At 33.6% G+C, this 21,984-nt stretch carries 25 protein-coding genes and 1 tRNA gene; 15 read left to right on the plus strand and 11 right to left on the minus strand.

Annotated features, from left to right (window positions below):
• Positions 1 to 229: 229 nt before the first annotated feature.
• The gene (dnaJ, locus tag CSUIS19072_RS01345; protein WP_086292573.1) at positions 230 to 1,339 is read right to left on the minus strand and encodes a molecular chaperone DnaJ; all 1,110 of its coding nucleotides are present in this window, start codon (positions 1,337 to 1,339) and stop codon (positions 230 to 232) included.
• A gap of 124 nt (positions 1,340 to 1,463) precedes the next feature.
• On the opposite strand from dnaJ, the gene CSUIS19072_RS01350 reads away from it, so the two are divergent.
• Genes CSUIS19072_RS01350 through recR form a run of 3 tightly spaced genes read left to right on the plus strand, consistent with a single transcriptional unit; the run spans position 1,464 to position 3,932 of the window.
• Positions 1,464 to 2,135 (plus strand): response regulator transcription factor, encoded by a 672-nt coding sequence (locus tag CSUIS19072_RS01350; protein ID WP_086236775.1) that lies wholly within the window; start codon positions 1,464 to 1,466, stop codon positions 2,133 to 2,135.
• A complete protein-coding gene (locus CSUIS19072_RS01355; protein WP_086236776.1) occupies positions 2,132 to 3,382 on the plus strand; it encodes an ArsS family sensor histidine kinase in 1,251 nt (416 codons plus the stop codon). The genes CSUIS19072_RS01350 and CSUIS19072_RS01355 overlap by 4 nt, the downstream gene beginning before the upstream one ends.
• Positions 3,366 to 3,932, plus strand: a complete 567-nt coding sequence (gene recR, locus CSUIS19072_RS01360) for a recombination mediator RecR (protein WP_086236777.1) — start codon at positions 3,366 to 3,368, stop codon at positions 3,930 to 3,932. The genes CSUIS19072_RS01355 and recR overlap by 17 nt, the downstream gene beginning before the upstream one ends.
• Here recR and CSUIS19072_RS01365 read toward each other — a convergent pair.
• From CSUIS19072_RS01365 to gatC, 9 genes are read right to left on the minus strand one after another with little or no spacing between them, the layout of a single operon-like run.
• The gene (locus tag CSUIS19072_RS01365; RefSeq protein ID WP_086236778.1) at positions 3,929 to 4,711 is read right to left on the minus strand and encodes a shikimate dehydrogenase; all 783 of its coding nucleotides are present in this window, start codon (positions 4,709 to 4,711) and stop codon (positions 3,929 to 3,931) included. The genes recR and CSUIS19072_RS01365 overlap by 4 nt on opposite strands.
• A 9-nt stretch (positions 4,712 to 4,720) precedes the next feature.
• On the minus strand, positions 4,721 to 5,539 hold the full coding sequence (locus tag CSUIS19072_RS01370) for an SPOR domain-containing protein (protein ID WP_086292571.1): 819 nt from the start codon (positions 5,537 to 5,539) through the stop codon (positions 4,721 to 4,723).
• Between the two features lie 9 nt (positions 5,540 to 5,548).
• The gene (locus CSUIS19072_RS01375) at positions 5,549 to 6,091 is read right to left on the minus strand and encodes a DUF1882 domain-containing protein (protein ID WP_086236780.1); all 543 of its coding nucleotides are present in this window, start codon (positions 6,089 to 6,091) and stop codon (positions 5,549 to 5,551) included.
• Positions 6,091 to 7,335 carry a serine hydroxymethyltransferase gene (locus CSUIS19072_RS01380; protein ID WP_086292569.1) on the minus strand — a complete coding sequence of 415 codons (1,245 nt, stop codon included), beginning with the start codon at positions 7,333 to 7,335 and terminating at the stop codon, positions 6,091 to 6,093. Before CSUIS19072_RS01380 ends, CSUIS19072_RS01375 begins: the two co-directional genes overlap by 1 nt.
• A 2-nt stretch (positions 7,336 to 7,337) precedes the next feature.
• Complete coding sequence (lysS, locus tag CSUIS19072_RS01385; protein ID WP_236845258.1) at positions 7,338 to 8,831, minus strand: lysine--tRNA ligase; 1,494 nt, start codon at positions 8,829 to 8,831, stop codon at positions 7,338 to 7,340.
• Positions 8,832 to 8,834: 3 nt separating this feature from the next.
• A complete protein-coding gene (locus CSUIS19072_RS01390) occupies positions 8,835 to 9,302 on the minus strand; it encodes a Fur family transcriptional regulator (protein ID WP_086236783.1) in 468 nt (155 codons plus the stop codon).
• Entirely contained in the window at positions 9,299 to 9,883 is a 585-nt protein-coding gene (locus CSUIS19072_RS01395; RefSeq protein ID WP_086292567.1) for a CvpA family protein, read from the minus strand. The genes CSUIS19072_RS01390 and CSUIS19072_RS01395 overlap by 4 nt, the downstream gene beginning before the upstream one ends.
• Positions 9,883 to 10,935 (minus strand): type IV pilus twitching motility protein PilT, encoded by a 1,053-nt coding sequence (locus CSUIS19072_RS01400; protein ID WP_086292565.1) that lies wholly within the window; start codon positions 10,933 to 10,935, stop codon positions 9,883 to 9,885. Before CSUIS19072_RS01400 ends, CSUIS19072_RS01395 begins: the two co-directional genes overlap by 1 nt.
• A gap of 3 nt (positions 10,936 to 10,938) precedes the next feature.
• Positions 10,939 to 11,226, minus strand: a complete 288-nt coding sequence (gene gatC, locus CSUIS19072_RS01405) for an Asp-tRNA(Asn)/Glu-tRNA(Gln) amidotransferase subunit GatC (protein ID WP_086236945.1) — start codon at positions 11,224 to 11,226, stop codon at positions 10,939 to 10,941.
• Positions 11,227 to 11,387: 161 nt separating this feature from the next.
• Here gatC and CSUIS19072_RS01410 point away from each other — a divergent pair, with 161 nt between their 5' ends.
• The 7 genes from CSUIS19072_RS01410 to CSUIS19072_RS01440 are packed head-to-tail and all read left to right on the plus strand — an operon-like array spanning position 11,388 to position 16,413.
• Positions 11,388 to 11,948 carry a hypothetical protein gene (locus CSUIS19072_RS01410; RefSeq protein WP_086236946.1) on the plus strand — a complete coding sequence of 187 codons (561 nt, stop codon included), beginning with the start codon at positions 11,388 to 11,390 and terminating at the stop codon, positions 11,946 to 11,948.
• 1 nt (position 11,949) lies between these two features.
• Entirely contained in the window at positions 11,950 to 12,951 is a 1,002-nt protein-coding gene (locus CSUIS19072_RS01415; RefSeq protein WP_086292562.1) for an L-seryl-tRNA selenium transferase, read from the plus strand.
• On the plus strand, positions 12,951 to 13,277 hold the full coding sequence (locus CSUIS19072_RS01420) for a hypothetical protein (protein ID WP_086292560.1): 327 nt from the start codon (positions 12,951 to 12,953) through the stop codon (positions 13,275 to 13,277). The genes CSUIS19072_RS01415 and CSUIS19072_RS01420 overlap by 1 nt, the downstream gene beginning before the upstream one ends.
• The gene (locus tag CSUIS19072_RS01425) at positions 13,264 to 13,890 is read left to right on the plus strand and encodes a type III pantothenate kinase (RefSeq protein ID WP_086292558.1); all 627 of its coding nucleotides are present in this window, start codon (positions 13,264 to 13,266) and stop codon (positions 13,888 to 13,890) included. Before CSUIS19072_RS01420 ends, CSUIS19072_RS01425 begins: the two co-directional genes overlap by 14 nt.
• Positions 13,884 to 14,498 carry an ATP phosphoribosyltransferase gene (gene hisG / locus CSUIS19072_RS01430; protein WP_086236789.1) on the plus strand — a complete coding sequence of 205 codons (615 nt, stop codon included), beginning with the start codon at positions 13,884 to 13,886 and terminating at the stop codon, positions 14,496 to 14,498. The genes CSUIS19072_RS01425 and hisG overlap by 7 nt, the downstream gene beginning before the upstream one ends.
• Positions 14,499 to 14,522: 24 nt before the next feature.
• Positions 14,523 to 15,620 carry a metallophosphoesterase gene (locus CSUIS19072_RS01435; protein ID WP_086292556.1) on the plus strand — a complete coding sequence of 366 codons (1,098 nt, stop codon included), beginning with the start codon at positions 14,523 to 14,525 and terminating at the stop codon, positions 15,618 to 15,620.
• 1 nt (position 15,621) lies between these two features.
• Positions 15,622 to 16,413: a phosphatidylserine decarboxylase gene (locus CSUIS19072_RS01440; RefSeq protein ID WP_086292554.1), complete on the plus strand. Its 792-nt coding sequence runs from the start codon at positions 15,622 to 15,624 to the stop codon at positions 16,411 to 16,413.
• Here CSUIS19072_RS01440 and CSUIS19072_RS01445 read toward each other — a convergent pair.
• Positions 16,410 to 17,189 (minus strand): M48 family metallopeptidase, encoded by a 780-nt coding sequence (locus CSUIS19072_RS01445; protein ID WP_086292552.1) that lies wholly within the window; start codon positions 17,187 to 17,189, stop codon positions 16,410 to 16,412. The two genes, CSUIS19072_RS01440 and CSUIS19072_RS01445, sit on opposite strands and share 4 nt — an antisense overlap.
• Positions 17,190 to 17,324: 135 nt before the next feature.
• Between CSUIS19072_RS01445 and CSUIS19072_RS01450 the strand changes: the two genes are divergently transcribed.
• The 5 genes from CSUIS19072_RS01450 to flgA all read left to right on the plus strand — a co-directional run bounded on the left by CSUIS19072_RS01450 (position 17,325) and on the right by flgA (position 21,983).
• Positions 17,325 to 18,674: a class II 3-deoxy-7-phosphoheptulonate synthase gene (locus CSUIS19072_RS01450; protein WP_086236793.1), complete on the plus strand. Its 1,350-nt coding sequence runs from the start codon at positions 17,325 to 17,327 to the stop codon at positions 18,672 to 18,674.
• Positions 18,675 to 18,776: 102 nt separating this feature from the next.
• Positions 18,777 to 20,036: a UDP-N-acetylglucosamine 1-carboxyvinyltransferase gene (gene murA, locus CSUIS19072_RS01455; protein WP_086292549.1), complete on the plus strand. Its 1,260-nt coding sequence runs from the start codon at positions 18,777 to 18,779 to the stop codon at positions 20,034 to 20,036.
• A 3-nt stretch (positions 20,037 to 20,039) separates the two neighbouring features.
• Positions 20,040 to 21,218 (plus strand): molybdopterin molybdotransferase MoeA, encoded by a 1,179-nt coding sequence (locus CSUIS19072_RS01460; RefSeq protein WP_086292547.1) that lies wholly within the window; start codon positions 20,040 to 20,042, stop codon positions 21,216 to 21,218.
• Between the two features lie 46 nt (positions 21,219 to 21,264).
• Positions 21,265 to 21,339 (plus strand) — tRNA-Gly (locus CSUIS19072_RS01465).
• A 5-nt stretch (positions 21,340 to 21,344) separates the two neighbouring features.
• Positions 21,345 to 21,983, plus strand: a complete 639-nt coding sequence (gene flgA, locus CSUIS19072_RS01470) for a flagellar basal body P-ring formation chaperone FlgA (RefSeq protein ID WP_180380992.1) — start codon at positions 21,345 to 21,347, stop codon at positions 21,981 to 21,983.
• Position 21,984: the final 1 nt, after the last annotated feature.

Here is a 21,984-nt window from a genome sequence, read left to right on the forward strand (position 1 = left end):
ATCAAGTCAAACGCTCTTTAGGCATTCATCATCACACTTATCAATTTATAACTCAAATAATTTTTATATATCTTAGGTGAGAAAATTTTAAAATTATAAAGCAAAAATCCCTAAAGCAATCATCAAATTTAAATAGATATTTTCTATTTAAATTTTTTAAGATTAAAATATATAATTATGATATTTATAAAGCCACTTAATTATTAAGTAACCTTATAATATCCAAAATCTATGAAAACCAACTCTTAATCTTATCCCAAATTCCCTTATCAGTAGCCATCTCGCCGCTTTTAACGCTAAAGCTATTTTGAAGTTTTTTAAGAAGCTCTATCTGCTCATCATTTAGCTTTTTAGGCATTTGGATTGAAATTTGAACTATTAAGTTGCCAAGCTGCTTAGTGCGAGCATTTTTAACACCCTCTTTAGGTATTACAAACTGCTGCTTATCCTTCGCTCCTACTGGCAAGTCTAAAATCGTATCGCCCCTAAGTGTAGGTATCTTAATACTATCGCCAAGTGCTGCTTGAGTAAAAAATACTGGAATTTCTATATATACATCATCTCCATTTCTAAGAAAATGCTCATCATCTTTTACAACAATACGAACATATAAATCGCCACTCATATCCTCATATCTATTACCCTTTTGGCTAACCCTTATCCTCGTTGCGTTATCTACGCCCTCTGGAATATTTATCTTAATGCTATCGCTTATCTCATTAAAGCCATTACCGCTACATTCAGGGCATTTATCCTTAATACTCTCACCAGTTCCAGAGCACTCCGGGCAAGTTTGCACAAACTGCATAAATCCTTGCTGAATTCCTATCTTGCCACTTCCACCACATTTAGGGCAAGTTTGCTTTTTGCCATCTTTTGAGCCAGTTGCATTACAGCTTTGGCATGGAGTTTTATATCTATATTTTATCTCCTTCTCGCAGCCAAAAACCGCTTCATTAAATTCAAGCGTAAGCCCTATTTCTATATCTAAAGCATATTTATATCTACTTTTAGAGCCCTTTTGACTAGAGCCAAATCCACCACCAAAAAATGAACTAAATATATCGCCCAAATCATCAAAGTCAAATCCGCCACTAAAGCCGCCACCGGCCATGCCTTTTAATCCATCTTTACCATATCTATCGTATATTTCTCTTTTTTCTGCGTTGCTTAAGACCTCATAGGCTTCATTGATCTGCTTAAATTTCTCTTCAGTCTCTTTATCGCCTTGATTTCTATCTGGATGATACCTAAGCGCTTGCTTTCTATAAGCCTTTTTTATGGTATCGCTATTAGCATCTCTTGATACCTCTAATATCTCATAATAATCAAATTCCAAAATATCTTCCTTTATAATTTTAACTGGCGATTTTATCTAAAAATTACTAAATTTATACATAAAAAGCAAATTTATTATTAATTTTTGGTATAATGTCGCTAATTTTTAATACTAGGAGTCAAAAATGATAAATGTATTAATGATAGAAGATGATCCAGAATTTGCTCAAATTTTATCTGAATATTTGATAAAATTTAATATCAAAGTTACAAATTACGAAGATCCATATTTAGGTCTTAGTGCAGGGATTAAAAATTATGATCTTTTAATACTTGATTTAACCTTGCCAGGTATGGATGGATTGGAAGTTTGTAAAGAGATTAGAGAAAAATATGATATTCCTATCATTATTAGCTCAGCTAGAAGTGATGTAAATGATAGAGTTGTTGGGCTTCAAATAGGCGCAGATGACTACTTGCCAAAGCCGTATGACCCAAAAGAGATGCATGCTAGAATCACAAGTTTAATTCGTCGCTATAAAAAAAGCAATGAAGTTCAAGAAGAGATAGCTGATACGCTATTTAGGGTAGATGATAAACGCCATGAAATATCATATAATGGCACACCACTTACCCTAACTCCAGCAGAGTATGAAATTTTAGAGTATCTTATTAAACAGCATAGCTTTTCAGTCTCAAGAGAGCAATTAGTCTATCATTGCAAGAGCCTAAAAGATAAAGATTCTAAAAGTTTAGATGTGATAATCGGTCGTTTAAGGACAAAGATTGGTGATAACTCAAAATCACCTAAGCATATATTTTCAGTCCGCGGAATAGGATATAAACTAGTCGGATGAGATACTCTCTAACTACTAAAATCACGATAATATTTGCTATTGGATTTATCGTGATTTGCACACTATTTTTTATGTTCTTCAAACTACAAAATGAGAGGATATTAGGCAAGATTGGGGAGAATCATTACAACTCAATTAATTGGCTACTCTCGCTATATCAAAAATCAAATATGCCAGAAGATTGGGAGAGATATTTTAGAAATTTTGATCTAGCCTATGTCAAAAATGTAAATTTACAAAAAGCAATCTTTGATAATGGTACAATTGTAAGCCGTGCTGATACATTAATTGGCACAGTAGATACCATCAGTTATAAAAATAATCTATATTTACGCATTAAAAATCAAAGTGTAACTATACTATTAGAATCAACCCTACATAGCGGAAATGATAGCTTATTATTTAGTTTTATCATTGTTATGGCGTTGTTTATATCTTTGTATGTGTCGATTTTTAGAAGCCTAATCCCGCTTAAGAAACTTCGTAGCGATATACGCAAATTCGCAGCTGGAAATATGGATAGCGTATGCGTGGTTAATTTTGCCAAAGGCAATGATGAGATAAGCGAAGTGGCATATGAATTTAATAACGCGGCTTGTAAAATTAAGGATTTAATACTCTCTAGACAGCTATTTTTACGCACCATTATGCACGAGCTAAAAACGCCAATTGGCAAGGGTAGAATAGTAAGTGAAATGATCGAAGATGAGACCCAAAAAGAACGCTTGATAGCTATATTTGAGCGGCTAAATATATTGATTAATGAATTTGCTAAGATAGAACAGCTATTAAGCAAAAGTTATAGCTTAGATTACGCAAAGTATCACTTCAGCCTTATACTAGATCAAGCTAAGGATATGATGCTTTTAGATGATTTTGATAGTAATGTCAAGGTAGAATTAATCTGTGATCCACTATTAAAAGTGGATTTTCAGTTATTCTCGCTTGCGATTAAAAATTTAATAGATAATGCATTAAAATATTCTGATGATAAAAAGGCAATTATAAAGTGCGATAATAACGCAATCTATATAAGAAATCATGGAAAACCGCTTAATCGCTCAATTGAGCATTATAAACAAGCATTCATTAGAGATAATAATGCTAAAACTAGCGGTATGGGGCTTGGGCTTTATATTATAGAGCATATCTGTTCTATGCATAAATTTAGCTTAGATTATAATTATATAGATGGGTTTCATGAGTTTTGTATTAAATTTGGAAGTGTAAATAGTGAAAAATCTTGATCAATTTGATAATCTCGTAGAAGCATTTGGCAAAATTCCTGGTGTAGGCAAAAAATCAGCCATAAAATATGCCTATTATATAGCACTTCAAGATCCATTTTTTGGTCTAAATTTAGCTCACACTATAGAAAATTCAATTCATAATCTAAAACATTGCGTAATCTGCGGAGGAATTAGCCAAAATGAAATTTGCGATATATGCGCTAATGATAGTAGGGATAGCTCATTAATATGCGTAGTAGAAAGCCCAAAAGATATATTAACCATTGAAGATTCTCACTCATTTGATGGGCTATATTTTGTATTTAGCGATATCCAAAGCGTTGAAAAATTAAAAGATATGATAATTAAATTTAGCTCAAAAGAGCTAATCTTTGCTTTTAGTCCAAGTATAAATAGCGATGGTATAATGCTATACATAGAAGATCAGCTAAAAGATATTAATATTAATTTTACAAAAATAGCTCAAGGAATTCCAACTGGTGTAAGTCTAGAGAATGTAGATATGCTCTCGCTTACTAAAGCAATTAAGGATAGAAAGGAGCTTTAAAGCTCAAATGCTTTACTCATTAACTCTGTTATTTTAAGCTCATCAAATTTATTATTATAAAATAGATTAAACGCAAGGACAGCTTGATAAAGCAGCATATCCTTGCCATTTTTAAATTTCAATCCCATATCTTTAGCCAAATTCAAAAATGGAGTTGGTCTATTATATATCACATCAAAGGCAAATTTAGAGCTACCTAAAATATCTTTTAAAATAACCTCATCGCACGGAAGCTCATTCTTACAAAGTCCAGCTGAAGTAGTATTAACCACTAGATCATAACCTGAAGGAGTAAAGCTAGAATGAGTGTGAAATTTATAATTTACAAACTGGGATTTTTTATCACTTCGATTTAAAATTTCAACATCCACGCCATTGATTGATAAAATATATGCAAGTGCCTTAGCAGTTCCACCAGCACCAAGTATCAAAGCCTTATCAATCTTACCAAATTCCAAAATCGCCATCATAAATCCGGGCGCATCGGTATTATATCCTTTGATTTTTCCATTTTTATTAACCAAAGTATTGATCGAGCCTATATCAGCTGCAATTTTATCAAGCTCATCACAAAGAGTTAAAGCTGACTCTTTAAAAGGGATAGTGATATTTGCTCCAGATAGATTATATTTTCTAAATTTAGCAATAATATCACTACCTTGCTCTAATAATACCCTGCCATAAATACCGCTTTGACCTAGCCCTTGCAATGCACTATTGTGTAATCTAGGCGATATGGAGTGAGATACAGGGTTACCAAATAGAGCAAAATAGCGCATTATAAATTCCTATTTTACCCTATATACAAAGGCACCATTTGATATATCTTGGCGAATTTTTTGCATATTAGCCTCTAAATCAGAACCAAATGGCCCAATAAGAATTTTAATAACCGTATTGCCATTTACTACAACTTTATGTGTTTTGTATTTATAGCCACTTGCTACAATTTTTTTGATTAAGGCGCTATTTGTATCTAGCTTGGATACTGAAGCGACTTGTATATATGCACCTTTTTCTAAAGATGGGTTGCTTTGAGATGCGTTTGTTTTAACGCTATCTTTTTTAACTTCAGCCTTTTTAGGCTCAGTCTTTTTAGGCTCAGTTGGTTTGGTTTGAGCTTTTTTATTCTCTACTTTTTTAGGTTCTAAATTTTTAGATACTTCTTGTTTTGTAGGCTCTTTTTTAACCTCTTTTGGCTCAGCTATACTAAATGGCTCTTCTACCTTTGGTGGCAATACAGGTGTAATTGTATTTGACGCTGTCTCCATAGTAGCTTGAGCATTCTTATACTCATTTACTATATTTTCAAAACTATCTTTTGAATTTGTAGTATCGCTTACTATAGGCACTTGCTCAAAAAGATCATTTGAGGCATTGCCAACTGGCGTATTAGTCGTAGGCAACTCTGTAGGCAATAAAAGAGTATCGGCTATATCGTTATTTTTGTTCTTATTATCTGAATTTAAGAATTTCATAACAATTAAAACAACAACAAAAACGATAACAAGCAACGCCACACTAATTAAAATTTTACGCACACCGCCGGACTTCTCTTCTTCATTTTTATCTAGCAATATATCTTGTAAATTATTATTTTCTTCCATATTTATCCTTTACATATGCTTTGACCAGCTAGCGCCTCGTTCTTTTTGATACAAAGCGTATGGCAAAGCTAGAATATTATACTCTAATGGCAAATCCATAGTAGGAAACATTCTCCACTCTTGTGGTAGCTTCTGTGATAGCATAACTGAGAGTTTGTTAGCTATTTGACAACCCTCCATAAAGGTGGTGTGACCCTTATGTATATATAGATGTAGATGACCTGGGGTTTTGCTCTCATAGGCTGTAAAATTTATAAACCCCTCCTCTCTTAACATCAGTTGAGCCCTATGCCAAAATCGTTCTGGCATTCTACCATTATAGTCAAAAACGATATTTTCAACCTTATTTAGCCTATTAATTAAAGAGTGTGCTACAACAATTTTTCTCTCTTCGTGCTCTCTTTGGACTGATAAGCTAAGCGGTTCATCTACCCTTTCGAATTTATCAAAATAATACCTACCCTTATGCTCGATCTTTTTTACTGTTATATCTCGCTTAATATAGTAGTGATCGGTTATCATTTTAATAAGTGATAAATCTATACGCTGCATTAGAATGTCGCCTTATTATAAATAATAAACTCATTAGCTAACTCTTTAAGCTGAGCTGCGATTTTGCGTTGTTTATCAACATTATTAATATCATCTAGCACATCAGCAATACGATTTGCAATTAGCTCAAACTCACTCTCTTTCATACCTCTAGCAGTAAGTGCTGGACTACCTATCCTTATACCACTTGTGATAAATGGACTTCTAGTTTCGCCTGGGACTGTGTTTTTATTTACCGTAATTCCAGCATTACCAAGAGCAATATCTGCATCTTTACCACTAAATTCTTTATTTAAAAAGCTTACTAGCACAAGGTGATTATCAGTACCACCACTAACCAAATCATACCCACGGCTAATTAAAACTTCGCCTAATTTTTTTGCATTTGCTTTTACCTGTTTAGCATAAACTTTCCATTCATCGCTTAAATTATGCTTAAATCCTACAGCCTTACCAGCTATAACATGCATTAATGGGCCACCTTGAATTCCAGGGAATATGGAGCTATTAATTTTTTTGGCAAATTCCTCATCATTTGTCATAATTATACCGCCTCTTGGACCCCTTAGAGTTTTGTGAGTTGTAGAGCTTACTACATGGCAGTGCGGAAATGGATGAGCGTGCTCTCCAGCCACAACTAGCCCAGCTATATGAGCCACATCGGCAAATAGATATGCACCCACGCTATCAGCAATCTCTCTAAAGCGTTTAAAGTCAATCTCTCTAGTATATGCACTGGCCCCACAAACTATCATTTTTGGTTTGACAATATTTGCTATATCAGCTACCTTATCATAATTAATCCTACCATCAAGCTCAACACCATAAAAGAAACTCTCATAATATTTACCAGAGCTTGAGACTTTTGCTCCATGAGTTAAGTGACCGCCATGACTTAAATCCATACCTAGAATTTTATCGCCTGGTTTTAAAAAGGCACCATACACACCTTGATTAGCCTGACTACCACTATTTGGCTGGACATTAGCAAACTCGCAACCAAATAGAGCTTTACATCTATCAATTGCTATCTGCTCTATCTCATCTACAAATTCACATCCACCATAATATCTCTTACCAGGATAGCCCTCAGCATATTTATTAGTCAAAATAGAACCCATAACTTCCATAACTTCAGGATAGGTAAAATTCTCACTAGCAATCATCTCTAAATGGCTACACTGACGCTCAAGCTCTTTATTTAAAAGAGTATAAATCTCCTTATCGTAACTTTCTAAATTCATATCTACTCCTTAATTTTTGGTTTCATCGCTGGAAATAATATAACATCGCGAATTGATTTTTTATTTAATAATAGCATTACTAATCTATCAACGCCAAGACCCCAACCAACAGTTGGTGCCATACCATAACCAAGAGCTACGCAATAATCCTCATCCATCTCATGAGCCTCATCATTACCAGCGTCTTTACTCTCTATTTGAGCCTTAAATCTCTCATATTGATCGACTGGATCATTAAGCTCATTAAATGCGTTTGCTAGCTCACGACCAGCAATAAATAGCTCAAATCTCTGTGCTATCTCTGGCTCTTCATCACTTCTTCTTGAAAGTGGCGAAATAGATATAGGAAAATCTGTAATGAATGTAGGATTAATAAGTTTACTCTCAACATAATTATCAAAAAGCTCAGCTTGTAAATGACCTAAATCTAGCTTATCATTTGCTTCAAATTTATCATCTCTTAATTTAGCTAAAATTTTATCTTTATCGCCTATAATATCCCTATCGATACCGCCTATTTCCACTAACGCATCAAGATATTTAATCCTTCTAAAAGGCTTAGAAAAATCTATATTTTCTCCATCAAATTCAATAATTTTTCCTAAATTTAACCTATCAAGCAAGGTGGCAAAAAGCTCTTCAGTCAAATCCATAGCCTCAAAATAGTCATGCCAAGCCCAGTAAAACTCAATACTAGTAAATTCAGGATTATGAGTTAGATCCATACCCTCATTTCTAAAACAACGATTAATCTCAAATACGGCCTCCATACCACCTACGATTAATCTTTTTAGATATAACTCTGGGGCTATTTTAAGGTATCTATCCACGCCTAGTGCGTTATGATGAGTTATAAATGGCTTAGCATTTGCTCCCCCAGCTATTGGGTGCATCATAGGCGTCTCAACTTCTAAAAATCCACGCTCTTCAAAAAACCTTCTAATAGTGCTAATTATGATTGAACGCTTAAGAAAATCATCTCTGACATCACTATTCATAATCATATCTAAATATCTTTGTCTATATCTAGTCTCAATATCAGTTAAACCATGAAATTTCTCAGGTAGTGGGGATATAGCTTTAGTAGCTAAAGTTATCTGACTTGCATGTAAGCTAAACTCCCCAGTTTGAGTAACAAAAGCATACCCCTTAGCAAGTATAATATCGCCTACTTCAAGATTTTTTTTGAATTTAGCATAATCTTCTTCGCCAATACTAGCTAGTGAGTAGTAAATTTGTATATTACCGCTCTCATCTTCTATATTGGCAAATGTGGATTTACCAGCAACTCTTTTTAATTTTATTCTACCAGCTATTGTTACTTCTTTAGTAGCTTTTTTATCGCCATCTGGTAGATCTTTTATATAGTTAAATTCACTCTTAAAATTAGCTATACTAAACTCTCGTTTTAAAAAATGCGGATATGGAGCAACGCCCATCTGCTTTAACTCATCAGCCTTAGCTAGACGAGTCTGCTCTAATTCATTATCAAAAATCAATCAAATTCCTTTTATTTTTTGTTTACTACACTCACTACAAACGCCATAAAGTTGCATTATATGACCTGTAAGCTTAAAGCCATTATCTTTAGCAATTGCTAATTGTCGTTTTTCTATTACTTGATCTTCAAATTCAACTATCACACCACACTGTCTGCAAATCATATGATCATGATGCGGTTTATTGGCTAGTTCAAATTTTTTCCCTTGAGCCCCAAAGCTAATAGATGTTACCATACCTGATTCTTCAAGTAAATTCAAGCTCCTATATACAGTTGCTATACCCACATTTAAATCAGGATAACGCTCCTTAATATGTAAATATAGTTGCTCTGGAGTAAAGTGTTCGCTATTATTATATAGCGTTTGTAAAAGCACCTCACGCTGCTTAGTATATTTTAGTCCATTATCTCGCAACACACGCTTAAAACGCTCTAATAAAGCATCATACTCAATATTTTCTATCATTCTTCCACCTTAGTTGAATTTTGTTCCATTGTCTCATTACTATCTAAAATTTCAGGCACGACTATTTCGCCATTTTCTAAGCTATTTTGGACGCTACTTATATCCATAGCCATTATAAACTCTCCAGCAGCTAGAAGTACTGGATAGACCTTACTATCTTTGAAATATGGAGAAATTTTTTGGTTTAAAACTGAAATTCTAGATACAATCGCAACCAAAATAGCAAGAACTAAAAATATCTTTGCAGCCCCTACGAAAAATCCAAGCAATCTATCTACAAATCCAAGTCCGCTCATCTTTAACATTTTAGATAGCAAATTTCCAAGCAATAAACATATAAACCAAAATATTAATAAAGTAAGCAAAAACCCAAAGAAAAACTCCGCCGAATCACTAAGCTCATATAGATAAAGGCTGATTTGCTCCCCTACTAAACTAGCATTTCTACTAGCTACGATCACACCGCCGATAATGCCAATTAGCCCAAATACCTCTTTAATAAGGCCATTTATAACACCCTTAATCCCTAAAATCACTACAACGGCGATAACAATAATATCAAACCAAGTAATAAAATCCATCAACTTTGCTCCATTAAATTTAAATTTTTAGTATTAAAACGCATTGCAACCTCTTTTGTAATTATATTCTCATTTAGTGCTTTTTGAATTTCATTAGCCATCACTCTCATACCGCTTTGAGCACTACCAATTTGCATTTGAGATAGTATTTGATGAGTTTTGCCATCTCTTATTAAATTTGAAATTGCGATATTATTTAGCATAATCTCAAAAAGCGCAATCCTACCACCTCCAATTTTTGGTAGTAAATTTTGCGATATTACAGCTATCAAAGATGAAGCCAAAGAGCTCCTAATGTATGATTGATCGCTAAGGCTAAAGCTATCTACAATTCTATCTATAGAGCTTGGGGCTGAGTTTGTATGCAAGGTAGCAAAGACCAAATGACCAGTTTGAGCCGCTTCAATCGTCATCGCCATAGTCTCTTTATCTCTCATCTCGCCGACTAAAATAACATCTGGATCTTGTCTTAAGGCATATTTTAATGCTTTTGAAAATGAGCTAGTATCACTTCCTACATTTCTATGGGAAAATAGAGAATTTTTACTTGTATGAATAAATTCCACAGGGTCTTCAATAGTGATAATATGCCTATTTTGTGTCTGATTTATCTCATTTAAAATTGCTGCTAGAGTTGTGCTTTTACCACTTCCAGTAGCACCTGTAACTAGTATCAATCCTTTTTGCTTTTTTGCAAGCTCAAATAGCAAATTAGGCGCACAAATATCATCTAATGTAGGCGTTTTAAATGGTATTATACGAAAAGCAGCACAAAGCTCCCCGTTCATTGTATAATAGTAATTAGCACGAAATCTACCAGCCCTATTAAGATCTACTATAAAATCAAGCTCTTTAGCAGATTTTAGCTCCATTTTTTGCTCTTGGCTAAGCAGTGGCAAGCAGATCTCTTCTACATCTTTTGGCGTTAAGGCCACACTTCCAGTAGATATAAGCTCACCATCAACTCTAATCTTTGGCACACTTCTAGCCACTAAGTGTAGATCGCTAGCCTTCCTATCTATAACTAAATCAAGAAAGGTTCTTATACTCATACTCTACTCAATAATCTTTGGCACTTCAAAGCTTCTGCCATGCTTTTTTGGGGCATTTTGTAATATTATATCTATAACATCGCTCTTTACTGGCTCATCATCACGAAGTAAAGTTCCACCACTTATAGTGCTTACAGCAGCCTCTACACCATCTAAATTTAACTCATTTAAAACATCTACAAAATCTACAATTTTGCTAAGTTGGCTTTTAAACTCTTCTCGCTTGTCATCTGGGATTTTTAATGCGCTTAACTTTTCTAATTTTTCAAGTATTTTATCATCAATATGCACGGCTATACTCTCGTAATTTAAAATTTTGGCGCTCATTATATCATAAGTTTTCTTAGATATAAATTATCAATATTATCAAGTTTTTAATAATTGGCTATTATTTGTTATATTTAAGAAAATTTATGCTAGAATTAGCAAATTTTTATTTTAAGGAACTTACTTTGGCAGTTAAAGAGAATATTGATTATATAAAAAGTGAGATAAGCTCTCAAGAGCAGTTTTTAGAAAGCGCTATAAAAAGCGAAAGATTTTTTAGAAAAAATAAGAGAATTTTAATTGCTATATTTTTGGTTATACTAATCGCAATTATCGCATATGGTGTTTTTAATACTATACAAGTTGAGACAAAAATAGAGGCAAATAAAGCATATAACGCACTAATAAATAATCCTGATGATAATAGCTCAAAAGAGCTTTTAATAGCTAAAAATCCATCTTTATACGCACTATTTGTGATTAAAACCGCAGATGATTTAAATAAAATCAAGCTTATAGATGAAGCATTGGCTTTAGATATTGATCCACTTTTAAAAGAGATTTTACAAAATTTAAAAGGTAATAAATCAGCTAAAATTTTATCAAATTATAACTATCTAATAGATGGATATGAGCTATTAAAAGATGGTAAAATCGACGAAGCAAAAGGCGAATTTGCTAAAATTCCACTAAATTCACAATTACAACCAATAGTTAAAAATTTAGAACACTATCAAGGAAAATAGTATGAATTTAAAAAACTACATTTTATCATCCTTAATTATTTTAACTCTTGCTGGTTGCTATACAAAAAGGGAGTATTATGAGCCTGAGTTTGTATCTAAAAATGTGAGTTTTGATGGCTCATTGAGCTCATCTTTGCAGCAAACTAGTAAATATGGAGCTGTCTTAAAAAATGGCAATATACTACTTAAAAATGGTAATATAATAGAGCTAAATTTAGATAAAAATGATAACTTCTTAGGCGAGTATCAAGGCAAATTATTAATATCTAGTATTGATGGTAATTTTAAGGTGTTAATGGGCGAAGATGAGTATTATACTACCAAATTTAAAACTCGCATAGTATCAGCATCTATAAATGACAACCACCTTGCAGCACTTAGCGTTGATAATACCATCTATCTAATAGATATGATAAGCGACAAGTTGCTACTAGAGTATAATGTCGGCGTAGCATATGCCATTGACGCTAAGATGGCAAATCCAGTATTTTTAAACTCAATTATCGTCTATCCAACATTGGATGGCAAAATTATGATAGTAGATAAATTTAATGGTCGCATATTAAGAGATGCAGTAGTAAGTAGTGAATCATTTTTTAATAATATTATATTCCTTGATCTCCTTGGGGATAAGATGTTTGCAGCCAGTGCTACTAAGCTAATGGCGATCTCTACTCAAGGAGTTAAGCACTATGATGGTCAAATCAAAGATGTCTTGATTTATTCTGGGAAAATTTATCTATTTTTAAAAGATGGAATGGTGGAGATTTTAGATTTAGAACTAAATAAGCTTAGTAGCAAAAACTTCAAATTTGCCATATTCTCAGGCGTTATCCCAAAAGATGATAAGCTATATATAATTGAAAAAACTGGATATATGTTTATCACTGATTTGAATTTAAATAATCTTGAAATTGTAAAGCTTGACTCAGAGATTAGCAAAAAGAGTTTTATGGGCGAAAATGCCTTTTATTATGATGATGAAATATTAGAATTAAAATAATGGATAATAGAATTTGTAATATTTTTAACCAGCATAAAATTCTACTTAAAAATCTACAAACCCTTGATATAAAGGAGTTTAGTAAAAAGCGTAACTATCAACTCTTTTTAGGTGTTGATAGTAGTGGATTTTATAATCTGCTTTTTTTTAGAGAGTCTAAAAGTAGATTTATAAATAAGGAGCTTGAAGAGTTGAAAAAAATAAGTGAGCTTGTAAAGCGTAAATTTGACATTAATATAGTTAAATTTGGCTTATTATATAACTCTGCGATATGCTCGAAAGTTTTAAAATCAAATTTAGATTGGAAATTCTATGATTTTGTGTGATATTGGCAATACTCATGCCACCTTTTTTGATGGTAGGAAGATTTGGAATTTAAATATTGATGAGTTTAATCTTTATGAACCAAAAGAGAAAATATATTATATAAATGTAAATGAAAGAGTAGCTCAAAAAATTCAAGAGCCACTATTTATAGATATTGAGCCATATATTAATCTAAATAGCACTTATATTGGCTTAGGAGTAGATAGAGCCGCAGCTTGCTACGCTATAAATAATGGGCTTATAGTGGATGCTGGAAGTGCTATCACGCTTGATCTGATGGCAAATGGATGCCATATCGGTGGGTTTATCATACCAGGAATTACAACTTCTCTATCTAGCTTAAAGACTATTTCAAAGCGTCTAGATCTACCGCTGAATTCGCAAATAGACCTAGAGTGCTTACCACAGCACTCTCAAGATGCTATTAGCTATGGAATAATCAAGCCAATAGTAAGCTTAATTAATGAATTCTCCCGTGGAAAGTCAATATATCTCACCGGTGGAGATGGGGAATTTTTATCTAAGTTTTTTTCTCAATCCATATATGATAGAATGCTAATTTTTCGCGGTATGCAAAGAGCTATAAATGAAAATAAGGAGATTTTATGCTAAGTGTAGCACTACCAAAAGGTAGAATTGCCGATCAAACCTTGGAGATTTTCACTCAAATTTTTGGTGATGAGTTTAAATTTGAAGATAGAAAGCTCATTATGCAAAAAGGAGAGTTTAAATTCCTAATGGTTCGCAATCAAGATATCCCGACTTATATAACCGAAGGAGCTGCTGATATAGGCGTAGTAGGTCTTGATGTGCTTGAAGAGCATAGGTGCGATGTGCTTAGACTACTTGATCTTGGACTTGGAAAATGCAGAGTTTGTATCGGGATTAAGGATAATCAAGAGCTAGATTACACCAAACCGGAGCTAAAAATCGCAACTAAAATGCCAAATATCACTAAAAATTATTTTGACCAAAAGGCAGTTGCAGTAAAGATAATCAAGCTATATGGCTCAATTGAGTTAGCTCCGATTGTGGGGCTTAGCGATGCGATAGTAGATATTGTAGAGACTGGCACTACAATGAAGCAAAATGGCCTAAAAGTAGCCCAAGAGATAATGCAAAGTAGCGCTCATCTAATTGCTAATAAAAATAGTTTTATCACTAAACGAGATGAAATTCTCTTGCTTTATCATAAAATCAATAGCATTATCAAAAAGTAATTTTATCATCAATTAAGGTTTTAAATGAGTCCACATATATTCATTCCACTATCTACAATTATATTTTTTGGTATGAATTTATATAGTTATTGGTGGTTTAAAAATAGTTTAATATCTAAATTTAAATGGCTTTTAAGACTGATTTTTACTCTTATATTTCTATTTGAGGTTGCATATTTCATCGCCATTAAAAGCTCTCCACTTCCGCCACTAATCTATCAAATATCCATAATTTGCATAGGTATAAGCTTTATGCTATTTTGCACCATTTTGCCATTTAATTTAGCACTACTTTTTATAAAAAAGCTTAAAAAAAATAGTCAAAAAATAGCTAAATTTATCATTGATATTTGTGTGATTTTTGGCTTTTGTTTGTATATTATAATTGGCGCTTATAATGCGAATTTCAACACCATAATCACTGAGTATAATGTAAAAATTCAAAATCTCAAATCCCCATTAAATCTAGCAGTAATCAGCGATGTGCATATAGGTGAGTTTTTTCAAAAAGAGTATATGGCTAGTATAGTTGATAAGGTAAATTTATTAAATCCAGATGCCTTATTTATCGTGGGCGATTTGGTAGATTTAAGTAGTGATGAATTGGGCGATTTTTTAGATCCTTTAAAAGATGTTAAAAGCAAATTTGGCACCTTTATGGTCGTTGGCAATCATGAGTATTATCACGGAATTGATGGATTGATTAGTAAATTTAAAGAGCTTGGAATTAGAGTTTTAGAAAATGAAAGTGTAGAGATGGGAGGCGTGAATTTAGCAGGTGTATATGATATTACCGGCTTTAAAATGGATAAATTTAAGCCCGATTTTAATCAAGCTTTCAAAAGTGTAAATCCAAATTTGCCTACAATCTTACTAGCCCATCAGCCTAGATCTTTAAAATATCTTAATAAAGATGTGGATTTAGCTATTTCAGGTCACACTCATGGCGGACAAATTTTTCCATTTTCACTCTTAGTATGGATAAATCAAAAATATATCTATGGACTATATAAAATCAATGAAAATATGCAACTACTAGTAAGCAGCGGTGCTGGACTATGGGGACCGCCATTTAGAGTTGGAACAAATAGTGAAATTGTATATTTAAAGCTGGGAGATTAATATGGATTATAATAAATTTTCAAACTATTTTGGCTTGGTCGCACACTATAAATTTCCAAAATGGCTTCAAAATGCTATAAATAGCTGGTATGTTAAAAAATTTAAAATAGATATGAGTGAGTTTAATCCAATTAATAGCTATGATAGTTTAAATGCTCTTTTTACTAGAAAATTACAAGCTCCAAGACCACTTGGCGATGGCTTTGTCTCGCCAAGCGATGGGCTTTGCCTTGAGTGTGCTAAGGGGAATAATCTAAAAGCTTATAGCATAAAATCCAAAGAGTATAAAATAGATGAACTACTAGGCAAATCACTTGAAGATAGTGAGCTTGATGGCGAATTTGACTATCTAAATATATATTTATCCCCAAGAGATTATCACCACTATCACGCCCCTTGCGATATGGATATTTTGAGTTTAAATTACACTCCTGGAACGCTATTTAGCGTAGCAAAAAGCGCTCTTTTAAAGCATGATAATCTCTATGCGTTAAATGAGAGAGTCGTGCTAAAAGCAAGGCTAAAAAATGGCAAATTAATCTGGATGGTCTTTGTAGGTGCTTTAAATGTGGGTAAAATGAAATTTGACTTTGAACCACGCATTAAAACCAACTCAAATCTAACCAAAGCTTTATATAAATATGATAATTTAAGCTTAAAAAAAGGCGAACATATAGGTAATTTTGATCTAGGCTCAACCATAGTTATAATCACTCAAAATAACGCTATCAACTACACAATCAAAAAAGATATGATACTCAAACAAGCTCAAAGCATAGCTAGTATATGCTAATTCTTAGCCTTTAATTTAACTGCTAGAGCTTGTAGATTTTTTATTCTATTTTCATGGCTTGGATGCGTGCTTAAAAACTCCAATCCACCATCGCCTGAGTGCTCTTGCATCTTCTTCCATAGTGAAACCGCACCATCTGGATTAAATCCAGCCATATAAGCAAGCTCAAGCCCTATCTCATCACTCTCATTCTCATGCGAACGGCTAAATGGCAGCGAAATACCCACATTTGCAGCTAAATTTGCAACCCCTAAAATAGTATTATCAACCCCAAAAATCGAAGCTACATTTATTAATCCGCTCTTTATCATCTCTTGGCTTTGCTGCTCTCTGACATGCTCTCTTAAGGCGTGAGCAATCTCGTGAGATAGGATAAATGCTAGCTCATCATCATTTAAATTTAATTTCTCTACAATTGCGGTATATACGGCGATTTTACCACCAGCTATACACCAAGCATTGATAGTATCGCTTGTAATTACATTTACCTCCCAATTCCACTTTGAGCTATCTTGTCTAAAATATGAAGTTTTAGCAATTAATCTATTTGATATATTATTTACTCTTTGTGTTAATTTTGGGTCTTTATTTAGCGTATTTGTCGCCCTTGCTTTATCAATTATCTGAGTATAAGCCTTAGCAGAAGCCTCATTTATCTCCTCGCTTGATATAAGCATCAACTGACCCCTATTAACTTCAGAGTGGCCTACATTTGTGGTATTTTGCACACAACCAAAAAGAAATATAAGAGTAAATACTAATATAAATTTTTTCATTTTAAACCTTAAAATTATTTTTGATAATTCTACCTAATTTTACTTTAAAACTCCCAGCTAAATATTAAATTTGCTAGAATTTAAGATTTATTTGGCTATAATCGCACATTTTATATAGAAATTTAAAGGTTAAAAATGAGTAAATGGAATAAAGATAGCTGGAGAGACTATAATATTTTACAACAACCTATATATCCTGATATTACCAAGCTTAGAGAGTATGAAGATAGACTTAGTAAGCTTCCACCACTTGTCTTTGCAGGTGAAGTAAGGAATTTAAAAGATGAGTTAGCCAAAGTTACTCAAGGCAATGGCTTCTTACTTCAAGGCGGGGATTGTGCTGAGAGCTTTGCTAATTTTAGTGCGGTTAATATTCGTGATATGTTTAAGATTATGCTGCAAATGGCGATTGTCCTTACCTTCGCTGGTGGCTGTCCGGTGGTAAAAGTCGGCCGTGTGGCTGGTCAATTTGCTAAGCCTAGAAGTAGCGATTTTGAAGAGATAAATGGAGTTAAACTCCCTAGCTATAGGGGTGATATTATAAATGGATTTGAATTTAATGAATCTGCTAGAGTACCAGACCCAAAAAGAATGATAGACGCATACTACCAAAGTGCTTCTACACTAAATCTTTTAAGGGCGTTTTCTCGTGGTGGTTTAGCTGATTTACATGAAGTCCATAGATGGAATTTAGGATTTATAAAGCGTGGTGAGCTAGATGAGAAATTTGAAAAACTTGCTTCTGAGCTTACTAACACTCTTAAATTTATGGAGGCTTGCGGGGTTACAACTTCCAATACTCCAACCCTAAGCGAAACTAAGCTATACACTTCTCACGAAGCACTATTACTACCATATGAAGAGGCACTTACAAGGGTTGATAGCTTAAGTGGAGATTGGTATGATTGCTCTGCTCATATGCTTTGGATAGGTGAGAGAACTAGAGGTATTAATGACGCTCATGTCCATTTCTTAAGCGGAGTTAAAAATCCAATTGGGTGTAAAATCGGCCCAAATGCCACAGCTGATGATGTGATAAAATTAGCCAACAAACTAAACCAAAATAACGAAAATGGTCGCCTAAATATCATAATTAGAATGGGTGCTGATAAGATAGAGAGCTACCTACCAAATATCTTAAAAAATGTTAAATCTGAAGGATTAAATATCCTATGGAGTATCGATCCAATGCATGGTAACACAGTAAAAGCCTCTAATGGATATAAAACTCGTGAATTTGATAATGTTTTAAAAGAAGTTAAAAGCTTTTTTGATATTCATAATGCTTGTGGCACTATAGCTGGTGGGGTGCATTTAGAGATGACAGGACAAGATGTTACAGAGTGTACTGGTGGTGCATTTAAGGTTACTCAAGAGGCTCTTGCTAGTCGCTATGAAACCCAGTGCGATCCAAGATTAAATGCCGATCAAGCCCTAGAGCTTGCTTTCTTAATCGCAGATGAAGTGAAAAAATCTCGCTCTTAAGCTATGGTATTTTAGCCATAGCTTTTAGAATATATTAAATTCAAAATAAATATAAGCATATTTTTGATATAATCCATATCTATTTTTACATAAGGTGATAGTATGGATTATCTACAAATCAAAGGTGGAAAAAATTTAGAAGGCAAAGTGGTAATAAGTGGCGCTAAAAACGCAGCCTTACCTATAATTGCTATGTCAATTCTAGCCAAAAATAGAGTAACAATCCAAAACGCACCACAAGTAGCTGATATAAAAACTTTGATAAAACTACTACAAAATTTAGGCGCTAAGGCTGAATTTACAAACTCAACCCTACAAATAGACACAATGGCTATAAACTCCACAAAAGCCACATATGATATTGTCCGCACTATGCGTGCTTCTATATTGGTGCTTGGCCCACTCCTTGCTAGATTTGGCCATTGTGAGGTTTCACTCCCTGGTGGGTGCGCCATTGGGGCTAGACCAATTGATTTGCATTTAAGCGCATTAGAGAAAATGGGGGCAAAGATAGAGATAAAAGATGGATATGTGATAGCTAGTGCAAATGATGGATTAAAGGGTGCTAATATCGTTTTTGATAAAATCACAGTTACTGGCACTGAAAATATCATAATGGCAGCAGCTCTAGCAAATGGCGTAACTAAGATATTTAACGCAGCCAAGGAGCCTGAAGTAGTCCAACTATGCGAAATTTTAAATCAAAATGGAGTTAGAATTGATGGTATTGGCACAAGCGAATTAACCATATATGGCACAAATAGAACGCTTATAAATTTAGATGAAATTAGAGTAATTCCAGATAGGATTGAAGCTGGAACATATATGTGTGCTGTAGCAATCGCTGGTGGAAAGGTTATAATAGAAAATATAAATCCAGATCACCTAGTAGCTATCACTTCAAAGCTTTATGATATGGGGGTTAAATTTGAGTTTAATCCTAACTCAATAAAAGTAATTAGCGATGGCAATTTAAAACCATGTAATATAATCACTACTGAATTTCCAGGCTTCCCAACAGATATGCAAGCGCAATTTATGGCTCTTGCTTGTGTGGCTGATGGAGTATCTAGCATTGATGAGAGACTTTTTGAAAATCGCTTTATGCACGCTAGTGAGCTATCTCGCATGGGAGCTGATATAAAGCTAAATGGGCATATAGCCACTATCACAGGCACAAAGCTAAATGGGGCTGATGTGATGGCAACTGACTTAAGAGCTAGCTCGGCACTTATCATTGCTGCTTTAAGAGCTAAGGGAACGACAAGAATTCACCGAATTTACCATCTAGATAGAGGGTATGAAAATTTAGAATCCAAGCTTACTGCCATTGGAGCTGATATAAAAAGACTTAGCGAGTAGATTATGAGAGTTGATGAGATATTTGAATTAGCTAAAGATTTAGAGCCACTAAATAGGAGCGAAATTTTACCCCTTAGCCAAGCTACTGGAAAAATCCTAGCTAGTGATATTATAGCTAGTAGGAGCTTACCAGCGTTTGATAATTCTGCTTTAGATGGATATGCTTTTGCTTACGCTGATATAGCTAGCCCTCTTAAAATTAAAGGGGTGATTTTAGCTGGAGATAAAAATAGCTATGAAATTAGTAAAAATGAGTGCTATAAGATTATGACCGGTGCGGCATTTCCTAAAGGCTCTGATAGCGTTGTAATGATAGAAAACGAGTCTTTTGATGAGAGTGGAAATTTAATAGTACCACCAGATACACCTAAAAATAATGCTAGAAAAATCAAAGGCGAAGAGATAGAGGCTGGAGAGCTTTTACTAGCTAAAGGCTCAAGGCTTACCCCAGCTAACATTATGCTCCTAGCAGCTCAGGGAATTAGCTATATTAATACTTTTAAAAATCCTAGAATTGCTGTTTTTAGTAGTGGAAATGAGATAAATGAGCCTTGGAGCGAGTGCGATAAACTATCTATATATAACGCAAATAGCTTTGGTATCATATCAGCATTAAGCCAAAATGGGTTTAAAAGTGAGTATAAAGGGATTTTAAAAGATGAAATTTCATATATAAAAGAGGCTATTAATAGCTGCAGTGACTATGATATTATCATCACAAGCGGTGGGGCTAGCAAAGGAGAGGCTGATTATATGAGTGAAGTATTAAACTCGCTTGATTTTAAGCCGTTATTTAGCTCTATCGATGCTCGTCCAGCCAAACCAACAAAATGTTATCAAAAGGGTAATAAGCTTATTTTTGTTTTGCCTGGCAATCCTATGTCATGCTTACTAGCTACATATATCGCCGTTATACCTTTTGTTAAAAGAGTTGCTAATTGGAGTGATTATCTACCTAAAACGCAGATTGCGAAATTTAAAGGTAGCTTAAAATTCAAAGCTAGTAGAGCAAATATTGTAATTGGTACAGCAAATAACGGCGAATTTAGAGCTACAAATGATAATATCTATAGTCCTTCGATGATAAGACCAATATCATTATCAAATTCTATATATATCTCTAATATCGGTCAAAGTGAAATTTGCGATAATCAAGAGATAAAAATTTATCAAATATCTTGACAAGTGGGTAAAAATATGATATTATTCCACCCTAATTTACAAAAATGCGGGAATAGCTCAGGGGTAGAGCACAACCTTGCCAAGGTTGGGGTCGCGAGTTCGAATCTCGTTTCCCGCTCCATATTTTTGCTTCTTATATTTTTTATTCCACTTTTTAGCGATACCTTAGTTGATAGACTTCACAAAACCATAAAAGATGAGTATCCCTCTATAAATATCAGCTCTATAAATATAGATAAGCCAAATGATTTACCAAATAATTTTAATGAATTTATACTAAAAGAGATTATTTTGCTTAATCTGCGTGATGATAGCGGGGCATTTCGAGCGATATACATAACGCCAAATAAGAGTAATAAAAGTATATTTTTTAACTTTAAAATTGATTTTAAACTTCAAGTATTAATCGCTAAAAGGGATATAGATAGAGATCATATCTTAAATTTAGGCGATTATGAGCAAAAATTTGTAAATTTAAAAGATTATGATAAACAAGCTTTAACTAATATTCCCAAATATCAGCTCATAACTAAAAGTAAGATAAAGCGTGGTAAAATTTTAACTAACCGCCACTTCAAAACCCTAAGCGATGTAAGAAAAGGCGATAAAATCACAGCCGTGATCAATGATGGTTCTTTAAAAGTTGAGATTATAGTAACAGCTCTTAGTGATGGCAATATAGGACAGATTATCAGCGTAAGAAATCAAAATAATCAAATTTTAAAAGCACAAGTAATAAATAAAAATCAAGCTATAATCAAGTAGA

The sequence above is a fragment of the Campylobacter sp. RM19072 genome (genome assembly GCF_024723485.1).
Taxonomy (GTDB): domain Bacteria; phylum Campylobacterota; class Campylobacteria; order Campylobacterales; family Campylobacteraceae; genus Campylobacter; species Campylobacter porcelli.